The organism is Paenibacillus sp. ALJ109b (assembly GCF_010747435.1).
GTDB classification, from domain to species: domain Bacteria; phylum Bacillota; class Bacilli; order Paenibacillales; family Paenibacillaceae; genus Paenibacillus; species Paenibacillus taichungensis.
Genome location: NZ_JAAIFP010000030.1, coordinates 132,734 through 148,970 on the forward strand (window position 1 = coordinate 132,734; position 16,237 = coordinate 148,970).

Below are 16,237 nucleotides of genomic sequence, written 5' to 3' on the forward strand. Positions count from 1 at the left end.
CGTCGTGGGGTCATTTTCTTTTTGGCAGAGGTGGATGATACTCAAGTGAAAATGAATGTTCAATGGATGCGTCTATCGCCACCCCGAATTCTGGTCCTAGGGTTCGCGGGTATTATATTGCTCGGGACACTTCTGTTGATGCTTCCGACATCCAGTCGAAGCGGGGTCAGCCTTCCTTTTATTGACGCACTCTTCACTGCGACTTCCGCAGTCTGCGTAACGGGGCTGGTTGTGGTGGATACGGGTACTCATTTTACGACGTTGGGTCAGATCATAATTGCAATCCTGATTCAAATTGGTGGCCTTGGCTTTATGACGATGTCGACACTGGTGGCGATTGCATTCAAACGGCGGATCTCTCTGCGTGAGCGGTTGATTTTGCAGGAAGCGATGAATCAGAGCACGATGGAGGGGATTGTCCGCCTTATTCGCAAGGTTGTGATCTACTCGCTCATATTGGAAGGCATATGTGGCACGTTGTTCGCCATTCGGTGGTCGTTCGATATGCCAATGGGGCAGGCCATCTATTATGGATATTGGCATGCCATCTCCATGTTCAACAATGCCGGGTTTGATATGTTCGGAGATTTCCGCAGCTTAACCGGGTATGTGTATGATCCGCTCGTAAATTTTACAGCCATGTTCCTTATTATTGCAGGAGGAATCGGTTTTGTCGTTTTGTCTGATCTGGTGGAGTATCGGAGGACGAAGAAGCTGTCGCTGCATTCCAAAGTGGTATTGCTGACAACAGGATTGTTAATCATATTTGGAGCACTGGTTATATTTGTATTTGAATTCAGCAATCCCCGGACATTGGGTGGTCTGAACTGGGGTGGTAAAATTCTCGGTTCGTTCTTCCAGTCGGTTTCCCCAAGAACAGCAGGGGCGAACACGGTAGACATTGCTGGCCTGAGGCAGGCAACGCAATTTTTCATCATTATATTAATGTTTATTGGTGCTTCCCCTGGTTCTACCGGAGGCGGCATTAAAACAACCACATTCATGATTATGGCCGGAGCTGTCATTGCCATGATGCGGGGACGGGAAGATATCGTCTTTTTCAGATATCGGCTCCTACAGGAACGGATTTTCAAAGCACTGACGATTACACTGCTTGCACTGTTGCTCATTATTGCCGTTACGATGGTGCTTAGTACGACGGAAGACAGCAGTTTTTTAATGATATTATTTGAGACAACATCCGCCTTCGGTACTGTAGGTTTATCTATGGGGCTTACACTGAAGCTGACCACGATCGGCAAGCTTTTGATCTGTTTCACTATGTTTGCCGGACGTCTTGGACCAATTACGCTCGCGTATGCACTCGGACAGAAAAAGGGTAAAGAGTTGTACAGGTATCCGGAAGGCAAAATGATTATTGGATAAGGGGTTCGTGAAGAACAATGAAAACACAGCAGTTTGCGGTAATTGGGCTTGGGCGCTTTGGCTCCAGTCTGGCACAGGAATTAATGGAGCTTGGTTATGAAGTGCTGGGTATCGATAAAAATGAAGAAGTCGTCGAAGACATGAGTGAATTGGTCACCCATGCCGTCGTCGCGGATTCAACGGATGAGGAAGTGCTGCGCTCCCTGGGCATCCGTAATTTTGACTGCTGTATCGTTGCCATCGGGGCTGATATCCAGACCAGTATTCTCACTGCTATTTTACTGAAGGAACTCGGTGTAAAAACAGTTGTGGCCAAAGCCATTTCGGTTCTTCATGGACGGGCACTGGACAAGCTGGGGATCGATCGTGTTGTTTATCCTGAGCGTGATATGGGAATCCGGGTTGCCCATCAGCTCGTCACCCCAAATCTGCTGGATTATATCGAATTGTCCGATGATTACAGTATTGTGGAGATGAAGGTTCCGGCCTGTCTGCATAATAAAACGCTGTCCACTCTGAATGCTCGAGTACGCTTTGGTTGCAGCATTGTAGCGTTGCAAAAGGAAGCCGGGGTCATCATTGCCCCGACTGCACTGGACTCGCTTCAGATGGGTGATATCATGGTAATTATCGGCATGAATGATGACATTGACCGTTTTGAGGAAGAAGTGATCAGCCAAGAGAGCTAGAGCTGAGTTTATTAAATGAAAGCAGAGCGTTGAGCTCGGCTGATTGATATGAATGCTAAGGCGTCGTAGTCCTCCGTGAGGGCAGCGGCGCCTTTGCTGTAAAGAGCGCAGCCGTTTCTCTGACCCACTGTCTGGAGGTTTGGCTGAGGTCTTCCTTTTCCCCATAGATCATGCAGGTTGTTCGCCGGGTCTGTTGCAATTGCGGCAGATATACCGAGACGAGATCATTGTCCGCAAGCAACTGAGGGCGGAGATATGACTTGGGCAAAAGGGCTGCAGCTTTGCAGGTAGGCAGAAGACGGACAATCGCTTCAAAGGAATCAATCTCCATGCGAATATCCGGCATCACGGCGCAGCGCTGGAACAGGTCGTCGGTTAATTTGCGATACCAGGTTCCCTTGGAGAACGTAATCATCGGCAGATCTTGCAAATGTTCCATTCCGGCTTCTTTACCCGATAGGGGATGCGTTAAGGGCACAACCAGCTCCAGATGATCATCAAAAAGTGGCACACAGTTTAGCCCGGCTTCACTTATAGAAGAGGCAACGATACCTACATCGGCTTTTTTATCCCGCACAAAAGAGACAATTTCATGCGTTTTCCCCGTCACCAGTTTGATTTCCGCATTCGGATGTTTCTCCATAAAGGCATTTACCAGCGGTGGCAATGTGGTTTGAAGCGTTGTCAGACTGGCTCCAAGCGTAATGGAGCTTTGTTCTTCGTCCTTGTACTGGGCCAGCATGGTCAGAAATTTTTGTTGCTGCTGCTTCTGTTCTACCGCGAAAGTATAGGCGAACTGGCCTACGCTGGTTAATTCAAGTCGTTTACCACGGCGATGAAAGAGCGCTACGCCGAGTTCATCCTCCAATTTGGAGATTTTGCGAGACAGCGCGGGCTGTGAAAGATTCAGCAATTTAGATGCACGGTTCAGACTGGACTGCTCTACAACCGCCGCAAAAGCGTTTAATTCCTCGAACATGAGCACTAACCTCTTTTCTAATGAACGTATGAACGTACTTTGCGTGAGGCATCTCCTTGTCAAATATTTCTTCATGTTGTATGGCCTGCACGACCGATGTTTATAACTTATACCTATAGGTTATAACATTTAATAATTATATTGCAATTCCCTTATAAGAAAAAAAGGAGTAACATGAATCGTGACACAAGTTGTTCACACCTGAAGAAAACGGAACAATTTGTCGAACCTTTCCTTGGGAAAGGTTTGTGTCATGATAAGCGAATTTTATTTATGAAAACGTTGTATTTAGCGAAAGGGGATCGACATTTTATGAAAGGGTTTTACTCCAGAAAGCTGCACTCCTTGCTTGGCGTCATTCCGCTCAGTCTGTTTTTCATTGAGCATATGGTGACGAACTTCTCGGCAGTTGAAGGCGGCAAAGAAGGCTTTAACGATGCAGTAGCATTTCTGAATGGCCTGCCGCTCGTGATTGTACTTGAAACGCTTCTCATCTGGTTGCCGCTGTTCTATCACGGTGTATATGGTTTGTACATTGCCTATCAGGCCAAGCCTAACGTGGGACGTTTTGGCAATGAGCGCAACTGGCGCTATACGTTGCAGCGCGTCAGCGGTGTCATTACGTTTGTGTTCGTCATCTGGCATATTTGGGAGACTCGTTTCCAGGTAGCGCTGGGGAATGTCACACACGAAGAGCTTGGCGGTGTCATACATGGCATCGTGATGAACCCGGTAACGTTTATTTTATATCTGATCAGTGTGGTTGCGGCATCCTATCACTTTGCCAACGGTTTGTGGTCGTTCCTGGTTAGCTGGGGAATTACCGTCGGTCCGCGTGCGCAGCGTGTATCTTCCTACATCTGCATGAGCTTGTTTGCTATTGTAGCTCTCATGTTTATTGCATCGCTGCTTGCTTTCCGGAGCATGGATTTCCAGGTAGCCACTTCTATGATTGACGCAGTTAAGACAGTTCTGATTTAAGCATTTGGACTTTAAATGCTGACTTATAAGGGAGTGAACAGCAATGGCATCATCTAATGTAATTATTGTGGGCGGAGGTCTCGCGGGATTGATGGCGGCGATCAAATCGGCTGAAGCCGGAGTCCATGTTCATTTATTTTCACTGGTTCCCGTCAAAAGATCCCACTCCGTATGTGCCCAAGGCGGTATCAACGGTGCGGTAAATACCAAGGGTGAGGGCGACTCTCCATGGGTACACTTTGACGATACAGTATACGGCGGTGACTTTTTGGCGAATCAGCCTCCAGTCAAAGCGATGTGTGAAGCAGCACCAGGCATCATTCACCTGATGGACCGGATGGGCGTAATGTTCAACCGGACACCGGAAGGTTTGCTCGATTTCCGTCGTTTCGGTGGAACGAAGCATCACCGTACGGCGTTTGCTGGTGCAACGACTGGACAACAATTGCTCTACGCGTTGGATGAGCAAGTACGTCGTTGGGAAGCAGCGGGTCTCGTTACGAAATATGAGAACTGGGAGTTCCTGCAGGCTGTTGTGGATGACGAAGGCACCTGCCGCGGAATTGTAGCACAGGATTTGAAAACGATGAAGGTACAAACGTTCCCGGCAGAAGCAGTTATTCTAGCGAGCGGAGGCCCTGGCATTATTTTCGGTAAAACAACCAACTCAGTTATCAATACAGGTACTGCCGCAAGTGCGGTGTATCAGCAAGGTGTAAATTACGCGAACGGTGAGTTCATTCAGATTCACCCGACTGCCATTCCAGGCGATGACAAACTGCGTCTGATGTCCGAATCGGCTCGTGGTGAAGGTGGACGGATCTGGACGTACAAAGACGGTAAGCCTTGGTACTTCCTCGAAGAAAAATATCCGTCATACGGTAACCTTGTTCCGCGTGATATCGCGACGCGTGAAATTTTCAGCGTCTGCGTGGATATGGGCCTCGGCGTGAACGGCGAGAACATGGTATATCTCGACTTGTCCCACAAAGATCCGAAGGAGCTGGATGTGAAACTCGGCGGAATCATTGAGATCTACGAGAAGTTCATGGGTGATGACCCACGTAAAATCCCGATGAAAATTTTCCCGGCAGTCCATTATTCCATGGGCGGCATGTGGGTAGATTATAACCAAATGACCAACATTCCAGGACTGTTCGCAGCTGGTGAATGTGAATACCAATATCATGGTGCAAACCGTTTGGGTGCAAATTCACTGGTATCGGCAATCTACGGTGGTATGGTGGCTGGACCGAAAGCGGTTGAATATATCAAAGGACTCAAAAAATCGTCCGCAGATATCAGTTCTTCCGTATTCGATGGTTATACCAAGCGCCAAACCGATAAATACGAAGGCATCCTAAATATGCAGGGCAATGAAAATGCCTATGTCATTCACAAAGAGCTTGGCGAGTGGATGACGGCGAATATGACGGTGGTACGTTACAACGATAAGCTGGAAGCGACCATCGGCAAAATCAAGGAATTGAAAGAGCGTTACGGCAAAATCAACATGTACGACACTTCCGGTTGGAACAACCCGGGTGCAGCATTTACCCGTCAGCTGTGGAACATGCTTGAACTGGCAGAAGCGATGACTTTGGGCGCACTGCTGCGTAACGAAAGCCGTGGAGCGCACTACAAACCGGACTTCACCGAACGGAATGACGAGGAATTCCTGAAAACAACGATCGCAAGCTGGTCGAAGGAAGGCCCGAAAATTTCGTACGAGCCTGTAGACGTTTCTCTGATCCCACCACGGATCCGCGACTACTCGAAAGACTAAGTAAAGCGAAATTTCGGTCTATTAATAAAGTTAATGACTTAGCAACATAACGGAAAAGCAGTAGACACACAGAAGCGAAGCGTTCGCGGAGCTTCTCAACATTACTGCTAACCAGAATGAATTATTGCTACTTTCAGTAAAGCGACTCTATAAGCACGACGTAGCGTAGGAGACGGAAATGTCCTGAAGAAGCGAAGCGCCCGCCTTTGATACCCCATTTTATTCAATAGAGATTCAATTCACTAAAAATGGGGGAGCAACAGCGGTCGAAAGGACATTCCGTTGACGGAGCGCCATCAGTGCACCAAAAGAGTAACTTTGCGCATCAGCAACACCAATCATCGTCACTCAAAGGAGGGGACAACGATATGACGGACACAGCTACAGCAAAAAAAACCGTCAAGTTTATCATCACACGTCAGGACAGCCCGGAGTCATCTTCGTACAACGAAGAGTTTGAGCTTCCGTACCGTCCCGGCATGAACGTTATTAGCGCCCTGATGGAGATCCAGCGGAACCCGGTTAATACAGAAGGCAAGTCCATTGCCCCGGTTTGCTGGGAATCGAACTGTCTCGAAGAAGTCTGTGGAGCATGCTCCATGGTCATCAACGGCAAGCCGCGTCAAGCATGTGCGGCCCTGATCGACAAGCTCGAACAGCCGGTTCGCATCGAACCGATGAAAACCTTCCCGGTGGTTCGTGACCTTGTCATCGACCGTACCCGGATGTTTAACGCCCTGAAACGGGTTAAAGCGTGGATTCCGATTGATGGTACCTATGACCTCGGTCCAGGTCCGCGGATGCCTGAGAAGAAACGTCAGTGGGCTTACGAGCTATCCAAATGTATGACATGTGGTGTATGCCTCGAAGCTTGCCCGAACGTGAATGAGAAAACAGACTTTATCGGTCCGGCAGCTCTTTCTCAAGTACGTCTGTTCAATGCTCACCCAACAGGGGAGATGAACGCTGAAGACCGCTTGGAAGCACTTATGGAAGACGGAGGTATTGAGGGCTGTGGTAACTCGCAGAACTGCGTACGCTCTTGTCCAAAAGGTATTCCGTTGACTACCTCCATTGCCGAAATGAACAAACAAACAACCAAACACATGTTCAAACGCTGGTTGGGTGTGTAATCTAGTCATATCAAATGCAGAACTTCGGATCTGCACCATTAGAAGAAGTCGTGATCCTTGGCATATATAGCCTAAGATCCCGGCTTCTTTTTCTGTACTCGCAAAGGAACCGGGCTAGTCATGCAGAATATGGTATACTAAGGGGATGGATTTGGAGCGGAAGAAGGAGGGGGACGCATGGGAGAAACACCGCGTGAGGGCAGCAAGATCTCGCCGCCCCGGCGCTCGCAGTATGGATCTGATTCGGAGGACTCCATTTTTCCCGGAGAGGAAAAGGATCATGATCCCTCCCGGCGCAGTTTTTTGATGCGCATGATCTTAATGACGGCGAGTGCCAGTTTGCTCACAGGAGGATATGCCTGGTTGTGGGAGCCTCGTCATCTGGAGATCAAGCATGTTGAGCTGAAACTGCCCAAGTTTCCAAAAGCATTCGAGGGACTGCGTGTGATTCAGTTCAGTGATGCTCATCTTGGATTCCATACGGGGCAGAAACAAATGGAGAAGCTGGCTGAAACGATACGGGAACAGCAGCCTGATCTGATTTGTTTTACCGGAGATATGGTTGAACGAGAAGCAGAACCGATGCGTGAATGTATTCCTGCACTGGCTTCAATGCAAGCGAAGTATGGCAAATATGCCGTATTGGGGAACCATGATTACCGAGGCCATCAGCAGCATGAAGTGGAGCTGATGTTTAAAGAGGCCGGGTTCACGTTGCTCCGGAATAGCCATGTTTTGATTGAACGAGGGGATTCACGTATTGCGATAGCAGGTTTGGATGACGCGCTTACGGGCAGACCTGATCCTGTTGTAGCAATCAAGGGATTGAGTAGAGAGGTCTGGAAACTGCTGCTTATGCATGAGCCCGATTATGCAGACATTGCAGCACCTTACGGTTTCGGATTACAGCTCTCTGGACACAGTCATGGCGGACAGGTGCGTTTTCCCTGGATTGGGGCACTAACTACACCGAGAGGTTCACTCAAGTATATTCAAGGGTTATATTACGCAGGGGATAAGCATATGCCAGTCTATGTGAACCGTGGCTTTGGCATGACCCAACTGCCGATTCGCTTTTTGTGCAGGCCGGAATTGACGGTTTTTGAATTAAAGGGTTAACAACATAAACAATATAGAGCATAAAGGGAGGTTAGCCAGATGGAACGAATTGCGATTGTATCCGATATTCATGGCAATATGACTGCTTGGGAAGCGGTATTAAAAGATATTCGGAGTCGCGGATTGAAGCGAATCTTTTGTCTTGGCGACCTCGTTGGCAAGGGGCCTGATCCGGTACAGGTTGTTGATCTGGTGAGGGAGACATGTGAGCAAGTTATCCGTGGCAACTGGGATGAGTTGGTTGCGGTTAATCAGGACAATGAGAATTTTACTTGGCAAGCGAAGCGGCTGGGTAAGGAGCGATTGGCATATCTGGAGAGCTTGCCGTTTAGTCATCAATTAGAGCTGAGTGGTCGTACGATCCGCTTGGTGCATGCCTCTCCCCAAAGTGTATATCACCGTGTACAGCCGTGGGATGAGATCGAGAAAAGGTTAGCGATGTTCGATGCTCCGGCAGATAAACCTGAGCTTGGTGTGGCGGATGTTGTAGGATATGGGGATGTGCATAATGCATACTTGCAATTTATGAATGGGAAAATGTTGTTTAATGCAGGCAGTGTGGGTAACCCGCTTGATTTTACCCAGGCTTCTTACTGTATCCTTGAAGGAGAGAACAGCACTGATCGAAACAACCCGTTCAACCTTCAATTTGTAAGGGTTCCTTATGATATTGAGCAGGAAGTACAGATTGCTCAGCAGGCTCAGGTGCCTTCCCTTGATTTTTATATCCGGGAACTTCGTACGGGCGTTTATCGCGGGCTGCAAACGGATTAGTTATGTCAGGAATAATCCGCTGTAATGAATTGGCATACTAATGTTCGGGCTACTGAGCGGAGTACTGTGGAGTATAGTGATGTTTCATTGTTTATCCATGTATTTTATTTGCGCCGGATCATCCTCAGAGCATGCTTGTCTTACCGGACTAGAACCCGTTAGGCAAAAGGAGCGATTGTCATGCTGACCCGAAAAATGCTGGGCCAAGGATTGCCTGCTTTATGGACAGAGCGCCTTGTTCTTCGATCATTACGTCAGAGTGATTACAGCACATTGTCGGAGCTGTTTTCCGACCCGCAGGTGATTCGTTATGTAAACAGGGGGAGTCAGCCCACGCCAATCCGGGCTCGGCGATTATTGAATCAGATTCGCAGCAGCAGTGCCAAGCTGGATTCACTGCATTACGGCATCTGCTGGAAAGACAGCGAACAGATCATCGGCATCACTTCATTCCAGCATTGGAACGACCAGAACGGTACCGCACAGATTGGATATATTCTGAACAGGTCATGCTGGGGTAAGGGAGTCGCAACTGAGGCAGTACAGCGTTTGCTGGAATTCGGTTTTGCCGAGCTTAATTTGTGCAAAGTGGAAGCGCGCTGTTACGAGGCAAATGTATCATCCGAACGGGTTCTCTGCAAAAGCGGTATGATTTATGAACGGACTCTGCCTTCGTTTGTTTTGAATCATGAGGATGGTGAGACGCCGGATACTCTGCTGGATGTTAAGGTTTATAGTCTGTATCGTGAACAGCATGTCCGTTCTCATTGGGAAAATCGCCTGCAAACGTGGTATCCGACAAGCACAAGTAACATAGAATAGAGCATATTGCATAAATCCAAAGAGCGTCTTTCAATCAGAAAAATAAAGATCAAAATGTTTCTATTCGTCTATATTTTTTACTCGGAAGCGAGTTGAATCGAATTATGCAAAATGCTGAATTAAATGAAACAGCAGAGGTTTGAAACGAACTTCAATTATTTGTTACACAAATGAAATATAGCTGCAATTGAACTCTAACAGACAGCGGGTAAACTTATCTCATGACCCCCTTTTTGATAATAGATAATGCTGTTGGGACCCGCACTTAGCGGGTTCATTTTTTTGTGTCTATATAAGTTTAACTATGGAATTTCTATACCAACACTCCGATGACAGAACTACATTCCTTTATCGTGTAAATATTTAGTTGAACTTATATAACATTATTTATATTAGGATACAAAGAAAAACCCCCACAGCGTTTTTTTACGCCGTGAGGGCTATTGTGACGCTCTATGTTTAAAACGGTACAACTTGCATTTGTTTTTGCTTAAAGTATACCCATTCGGTGAATCCAATCTCCTGCAGACGTGTACGAACGTCATCCAGTTCATCGGCAACACGCTGCGGTTTGTGGGCATCCGATCCGAAGGTCACTTTCACTCCGTAATGATGCGCACGCTCCAGAATGGCATCGGAAGGGTACCAGCCCCCACTGAGTTTGGTTTTACCCGACGTATTAATTTCAATAGCCACGTTCGATTCTGCAATGACCTGCAACGTTTCATCAATGGCTTGATCCGCAATAATATCCGAGAAAGGTGGGTAATTTCCTTTCATGGCATCAATATGTCCGAGAATCTGGAACATACCGCTTCGGGCTGATTGCCGAATCAAAGCATAGTAACTCTCTTTCACTTCAACCTTACGCGCATCGCTTAATCCGTTCCAGCGGGTTTTGTTGAATATGCTGACATCTTCCGTATGATGAACTGAACCAATAATATAATCAAAAGGATATTGCCCCAGTGTATTGCGATACAAATCGGCATGGACAGGGAAAAAGTCGGATTCAATGCCAAGCAGCACATCAATTTTGCCCGCGTATTCTTCCTTCAGAGCCAGAACTTCTTCCACGTAATGACGCAATTCCGACTTGCCCATCGCGATCCGGGGAAAAGCCTGCTCCTCGTCACTTCCAAAGTAAGGTGTATGATCTGAGATACCGATGACCTGAAGTCCAGATTGAATACCTGCCTCAATATAGTCGCGAATATTGCCGTCTGCATGACCACAACGAAAATGATGGGTGTGAAGATCAAATTTCATATGGAAATCCTTCCTTTCTCATGGCTCATTTATCATTCTGAACTGATGAACTGGGTCTCCGGCATGCCTTTGAGATCGCTCAGGAATTGCTGCATAGCCGAATTGAGATAACGACTTGATTTGTAAATGACTCCGACAGGGTGACTGACCTCCAATTCACTGAGTGGAATCATGCGCAGTGTGCCTTGCCGTAACTCGTGGGCAACGGATTGTTTGGATATAACGGCTGCCCCGAGATTGATCTCAACCATCCGCTTCACTTCCTCGCTGCTCGACAACTCCATAACGATATTGGGCTCAATATTATGTTTCTTGAAAATGCCTTCCGTAAAGCGGCGCCCCACCGTATCCGGAGATAGCAAAATCAGAGGTGTGCTGCGCAGAACATCCACAGCAGCATGCTTTTGCTTCGCTAGTGGATGGAAAGGAGATACCACAAGTTCGAAAGTATCATAATACAGCACGGACGTATTCAGGTTAGGATTACGCTCTGTAAGATAACCGATACCGAGATCGACCATACCATTCTCGACCTGGGTATAGATCTGTGAGGAAGGCAGAGATTGGATACTGGTCTTGATGAGTGGAAATTGATCCTGAAAGTAGGATAAGACCCGTGGCAAAATCTGAATGGCAATGGATGTGGTTGTACCTAGTCTGATATGTCCCTGAGGGGTCTCATCGAGATCCATCAGCTTCTGTTTCAGCTCACCCACGATGTCCAGCATACGTTCGGCATGTTGAAGAAACACCTGTCCGCGATCGGTGAGGGTGACCGGTTGGTTCCGATCGACAAGAACGGTACTGAATTCATCCTCCAGGCTCTTGATTTGGGCCGAGACGGCGGGTTGAGTCAGATTTAGAAGTTCTCCGGCTTTGCGGAAACTCATCGTTTTCGAGATAGTAATCAGCGTCTCCAGTTGACTGATATTCATGTATGGCCTCCTTGCACGTAAAATGTCTTCTGTCTATCCATAGGTGGAATCCCGTAACTGGTCATTGTTCCGTTCCTTAAATTATAGGTGATTCAGGACAGCAGGGCAATGAAGGGAACATCATGGATTTGGGGAGGTCCATAAGAACGAGAAATTAATTTTATTTCAAGAAATTAAATTTTTAACATTTTAAGAAACAGTAAAAAAGTCCTAAATGCCTTTTGCTATGCCTCTTCATGGCAATTGTTCTTGCAACAGATGTGAAAAGCCTCGTTTTTTCGCTAGAATCAGCTATAAACATTTGCCCCGCGGATGACGATAAATTATAATACACATGCCTTGCCGAATTCTTGGTGAATTCTTGTACGTGATAAAGTATAATAAATTTATGAATATGGGACTTTTGGTGTGTGACCAATAACCCAGTGTAAGGGGGACATTAGACAGTGAAAGCGGAAGTGATTAATCCTTTCCTGGAATCCGCACGGAACGTATTCGAACAGCTCATCCAGGTTTCGCCTTCCACCGGGAGTCTTGGCGTGAAAAATGTGGAGTACATCGCAGACCATGTCTGGATCGTGATCGGAATGACTGGACAACTGAGCGGAAACATCGTGTTTGGAATACAAGAGTCGGTAGCATTGAAAATCGTTTCTGCCATGATGGGCGGCTTTGTCATTACAGAAATGGACGAAATGAGTAAAAGTGCTATTTCTGAACTTGGCAATATGATTAGCGGCAATGCAAGTACCATCCTGTCCAATCAGGGTGTCGTTGTTGATATTACACCTCCACAAGTGATGAATTCTGAATACGTGAGTTCTTTTAGTGCAACGAAGGCATTGAGTATTCCTTTGCTGATGGACGGAATCGGTGAGATGGATATTCAAGTGATGATCTCGTAGAATAGAACCATACGCCTCTTGGGGCAATATGTGTTCAATACGGGAGGACATCGGTATGTTGAAAGATCAGGTTGTTTTTATCACAGGTGCTTCGAGCGGAATTGGTGCGCTCTGTGCACAGATGCTGATAGAAGAAGGAGCCATCCCGATTCTGGCTGCCCGCTCGCGGGACAAGCTGGAAGAGATTGGTGCTTCGCTGAAAGGGCAACATGAACTACTCACGTTAGATGTAACGAATACTGAGCAAGTTCAGACAGCCGTGGATGCGATGTTGCAGAAATACGGACGAATCGATATTTTGCTGAATAACGCTGGTTACGGAAAATTTGCAGCGATGACGGATATGTCTGTGCAGGAATTCGATGAGATGATGGACGTTAATTACATGGGCATTGTTCGCTGCACCAAGGCAGTGCTGCCGCAGATGTTACAACGAGGCAGAGGACAAATCGTGAATGTAGCTTCCATGGCTGGCAAGATCGGAACTGCAAAATCCGCTTCATATACGGCAACCAAACATGCCGTACTTGGCTTCAGCAATGCCCTGCGCCAGGAACTTCGCAAGACCGGAGTCACGGTAACGACCATTAATCCCGGACCCATCGATACATCGTTCTTCCAACGGGCAGACCCCTCCGGTAACTATGTTAATAATGTACGCTGGATGATGCTGAAGCCGGAAGAGGTTGCGGGGCATATGATCCGGGCGATGAAGAAGCGCAAGGAAGAAGTGAATCTGCCCAGACTGGCTTCGGCTGGAGTGTGGCTGTATCAGCTATTTCCGCGTCTCGCTGACAGACTGTCGCACGGTGTAATGAATCAGAAGTAAGATGCAACAATGGGCATCATATATCGGATGAAAGAAGGGCTCCGCCGAGGGGCTTTTCTTTTTTTTGTGTGCAAAAACATGTTTCATGAATAAGATTTGGTCCGAAGGCTTTTTTCGCATATAATGAAAGGTAATGTGATGACAGGCTTCGGTTTTATTAGTACAAGCAGGGCTATATATGTTCAACTAAACATTTACACGATAACGGAGAGGACAGAAATAACCTGAAGAAGCGAAGCTCAAGCTTTCTGAAAGAAAGCTACTTCGAAAGCATACACTTCGCCTAAAAGCTTTCTGAAAGAAAGCTACATCGGAAGCATACGCTATCCCCGGATTTCCCCTTTTCAAAAAGGATTCAAAAAAATCTGGGGATAACAGCGATCGGAAGGTTGTTCTGTCATCGGAGTGTTAGTGTAAATATTTATTAGTTGAATGTATATAGCGTCATAACGAATAAATTTAAAGGATGGACATACATGACGAATCAAACATTTGCTTCAATTGGCGTAGAACAGGATCTTGAGGCTGTACTCGCCAGACATGGCATCAACGAACCTTCACCGGTACAGGCACAGACGATCCCGGTTATTTTGGAAGGCCGTGATGTGGTTTCAAAATCTCAGACGGGAACAGGCAAGACGCTCGCCTATTTGCTGCCACTGCTGCAATCGATTAAAAGTGATGTAAAAGGAACACAGAAGCTCATCATAGCTCCTACACAAGAGCTCGCGATGCAGATTGTACGCGAAGCACAGCGATATGGAGAAGAACGCAAAATTGGCGTTCTGGGGCTAATTGGCGGCGCCGCAGTAAAACGTCAGATCGAGAAGCTGCGTGAACACCCGGAACTGGTTGTAGGAACGCCAGGACGTCTGAAGGAACTGATCACGCTGAAAAAGCTGAAAATGCACAATGTCTCCACGATCGTTATTGACGAGGCAGACCAGGTATTCCAGCTCGGCGGGGTAAGTGACGTGGACTTCGTATTGCGCAGTGCCCTGCGTGACCGTCAGCTCATTTTCCTGTCAGCAACGATTGATGAACATACGGCTGGACTCGCGAAGCGGGAGATGAAAGAGCCGGTACAGATCGGAATTGAACCGGACCGGGCAACTGCGGCAGGACTGGAGCATTTTTATTTTGTGGAAGAAAACCGCAACAAAATTGATATGCTGCGACGTCTGGTTAGACAGTATAACCCGGATCGTGCCATCGTCTTTGTGAATGCTACCGAGGATATTGGCGAGGTTGAAGCGAAAATGAATCATCTAGGCTTCTCCGCAGCTGCGCTGTATGGAGATGCCGACAAGGTGACCCGCAGCAACGTGCTATCCGCTTTCCGCAATGGCAAACTGCAACTGTTGATCGCGAGTGAGGTTGCAGCCAGAGGACTGGATATTGAAGGTTTGCCGATGGTCATTAACTATGACCCTGCATTTGATTCGGAACACTATGTTCACCGTGCAGGAAGAACAGGTCGTATGGGTCGCAGTGGTATCGTGTTGTCGATCGTGGACGAAACGCAAATTTTCATTATGCGCAAGTTTGCGCGGGAACTTGGAATCGAATTGCCGGAACGTGTATTGTTCGGAGGTAAAGTGCTGGAGGCTGATCCGCGTCCGGATACGCGGCCTGAAGGCCATTCTTTCTCTAGAAAGCCAGGGCAGTCCCGGGATCGTAAACCTGGTCAGGCCAGCCGCAATGGCGGCGCCAGAACTGCTGCTTCGAATCAACGTCCGGCGGGCGGCAAGCCAGCCGGCAATACAGGCAGAACAGAACGGGACCAGGATCGCAAGAACAAGGGCGCTCCCAAATGGAGCAAAGGTAAAGAGCCACGCTCTGAAGAATAAAACCTGACGAAAGAGGTGCAGGGACAGATGGATAACGTTCAACCACCCGTATTGAAAATCAACGGGCTAAGCGGAGGATACAGTGCCAAGCGGCCGGTCCTCCACGGCATCGATCTGGAAGTTGGACGCGGAGAAATGGTCGGACTGATCGGATTAAACGGTGCTGGCAAAAGTACTACGATGAAGCATATTTTAGGGTTGATGACCCCTCAACAGGGAGAAGTGCGGGTCATGGGCAAGAAACGAGACGAAGATCCACAGGTATATCAATCCGCAATGGCCTTTGTACCGGAATCTCCTGAGCTGTACGACGAGATGACAGTCATGGAGCATCTGGAGTTTACGGCCAGAGCATATGGTGTTTCTGAGGCTGATTTCAAAAAGCGTACGGAGAAACTGCTCGACTTGTTCCGCATGAATGAGAAAAGTACAAGTCTGTCGACCCACCTGTCCAAAGGTATGCGGCAAAAGGTCATGATCATGTGTGCTTTTGTGGCAGGTCCGCCACTCTATATCATTGATGAGCCTTTCCTGGGACTTGACCCGCTCGGAATCCGCTCTTTGCTTGATTTTATGCTGGAAATGAAGGCTTCGGGATCATCCATTTTGTTGAGTTCACACATTCTGTCCACCATTGAAAATTACTGTGACCGTTTTATAGTCCTGCACCGAGGACAGGTCATTGCTCAAGGGACGCTGAATGAGCTGCGTACTCAATTCGGGGAATCGAATGCCACGTTGGAGCATATGTTCTATTCCCTTGTACAAGGCAGGGATTAA

Annotated in this window: 15 protein-coding genes; 12 read left to right on the plus strand and 3 right to left on the minus strand. The window is 47.5% G+C overall.

What is annotated here, in order from left to right:
- Nucleotides 1-51 precede the first annotated feature (51 nt).
- Both G3352_RS25935 and G3352_RS25940 read left to right on the plus strand, forming a co-directional pair.
- Nucleotides 52-1,386, plus strand: a complete 1,335-nt coding sequence (locus G3352_RS25935; protein WP_205525066.1) for a TrkH family potassium uptake protein — start codon at nt 52-54, stop codon at nt 1,384-1,386.
- 17 nt (nt 1,387-1,403) lie between these two features.
- Nucleotides 1,404-2,075, plus strand: a complete 672-nt coding sequence (locus G3352_RS25940; protein WP_076290888.1) for a potassium channel family protein — start codon at nt 1,404-1,406, stop codon at nt 2,073-2,075.
- Nucleotides 2,076-2,130: 55 nt separating this feature from the next.
- On the opposite strand, the gene G3352_RS25945 is transcribed toward G3352_RS25940, so the two are convergent.
- Nucleotides 2,131-3,054 (minus strand): LysR family transcriptional regulator, encoded by a 924-nt coding sequence (locus G3352_RS25945; protein WP_063566089.1) that lies wholly within the window; start codon nt 3,052-3,054, stop codon nt 2,131-2,133.
- 312 nt (nt 3,055-3,366) lie between these two features.
- Between G3352_RS25945 and G3352_RS25950 the strand changes: the two genes are divergently transcribed.
- From G3352_RS25950 to G3352_RS25975, 6 genes are all read left to right on the plus strand, one after another.
- Nucleotides 3,367-4,035, plus strand: a complete 669-nt coding sequence (locus tag G3352_RS25950; RefSeq protein WP_076290972.1) for a succinate dehydrogenase cytochrome b558 subunit — start codon at nt 3,367-3,369, stop codon at nt 4,033-4,035.
- A 43-nt stretch (nt 4,036-4,078) separates the two neighbouring features.
- Nucleotides 4,079-5,821 carry a succinate dehydrogenase flavoprotein subunit gene (gene sdhA / locus G3352_RS25955; RefSeq protein WP_076290886.1) on the plus strand — a complete coding sequence of 581 codons (1,743 nt, stop codon included), beginning with the start codon at nt 4,079-4,081 and terminating at the stop codon, nt 5,819-5,821.
- 368 nt (nt 5,822-6,189) lie between these two features.
- The gene (gene sdhB, locus G3352_RS25960) at nt 6,190-6,954 is read left to right on the plus strand and encodes a succinate dehydrogenase iron-sulfur subunit (protein ID WP_053783217.1); all 765 of its coding nucleotides are present in this window, start codon (nt 6,190-6,192) and stop codon (nt 6,952-6,954) included.
- Nucleotides 6,955-7,131: 177 nt separating this feature from the next.
- A complete protein-coding gene (locus tag G3352_RS25965) occupies nt 7,132-8,073 on the plus strand; it encodes a metallophosphoesterase (RefSeq protein ID WP_163761067.1) in 942 nt (313 codons plus the stop codon).
- A gap of 39 nt (nt 8,074-8,112) precedes the next feature.
- On the plus strand, nt 8,113-8,847 hold the full coding sequence (locus G3352_RS25970; protein ID WP_163761068.1) for a metallophosphoesterase family protein: 735 nt from the start codon (nt 8,113-8,115) through the stop codon (nt 8,845-8,847).
- 180 nt (nt 8,848-9,027) lie between these two features.
- Nucleotides 9,028-9,669: a GNAT family N-acetyltransferase gene (locus G3352_RS25975; protein ID WP_163761069.1), complete on the plus strand. Its 642-nt coding sequence runs from the start codon at nt 9,028-9,030 to the stop codon at nt 9,667-9,669.
- Between the two features lie 459 nt (nt 9,670-10,128).
- Here G3352_RS25975 and G3352_RS25980 read toward each other — a convergent pair whose 3' ends face one another.
- Together G3352_RS25980 and G3352_RS25985 are read right to left on the minus strand one after the other, a co-directional pair.
- On the minus strand, nt 10,129-10,938 hold the full coding sequence (locus G3352_RS25980) for a histidinol-phosphatase (protein ID WP_163761070.1): 810 nt from the start codon (nt 10,936-10,938) through the stop codon (nt 10,129-10,131).
- A 32-nt stretch (nt 10,939-10,970) separates the two neighbouring features.
- Entirely contained in the window at nt 10,971-11,873 is a 903-nt protein-coding gene (locus tag G3352_RS25985) for a LysR family transcriptional regulator (protein ID WP_163761071.1), read from the minus strand.
- Nucleotides 11,874-12,319: 446 nt separating this feature from the next.
- Here G3352_RS25985 and G3352_RS25990 point away from each other — a divergent pair, with 446 nt between their 5' ends.
- From G3352_RS25990 to G3352_RS26005, 4 genes are all read left to right on the plus strand, one after another.
- A complete protein-coding gene (locus tag G3352_RS25990) occupies nt 12,320-12,778 on the plus strand; it encodes a chemotaxis protein CheX (RefSeq protein WP_063566082.1) in 459 nt (152 codons plus the stop codon).
- A 49-nt stretch (nt 12,779-12,827) separates the two neighbouring features.
- Nucleotides 12,828-13,607, plus strand: a complete 780-nt coding sequence (locus G3352_RS25995; RefSeq protein WP_163761088.1) for an SDR family NAD(P)-dependent oxidoreductase — start codon at nt 12,828-12,830, stop codon at nt 13,605-13,607.
- Nucleotides 13,608-14,083: 476 nt separating this feature from the next.
- Nucleotides 14,084-15,457, plus strand: coding sequence for a DEAD/DEAH box helicase (locus G3352_RS26000; protein WP_072735468.1), 1,374 nt, complete (start codon nt 14,084-14,086; stop codon nt 15,455-15,457).
- 27 nt (nt 15,458-15,484) lie between these two features.
- Nucleotides 15,485-16,237 (plus strand): ABC transporter ATP-binding protein, encoded by a 753-nt coding sequence (locus G3352_RS26005; protein WP_076290881.1) that lies wholly within the window; start codon nt 15,485-15,487, stop codon nt 16,235-16,237.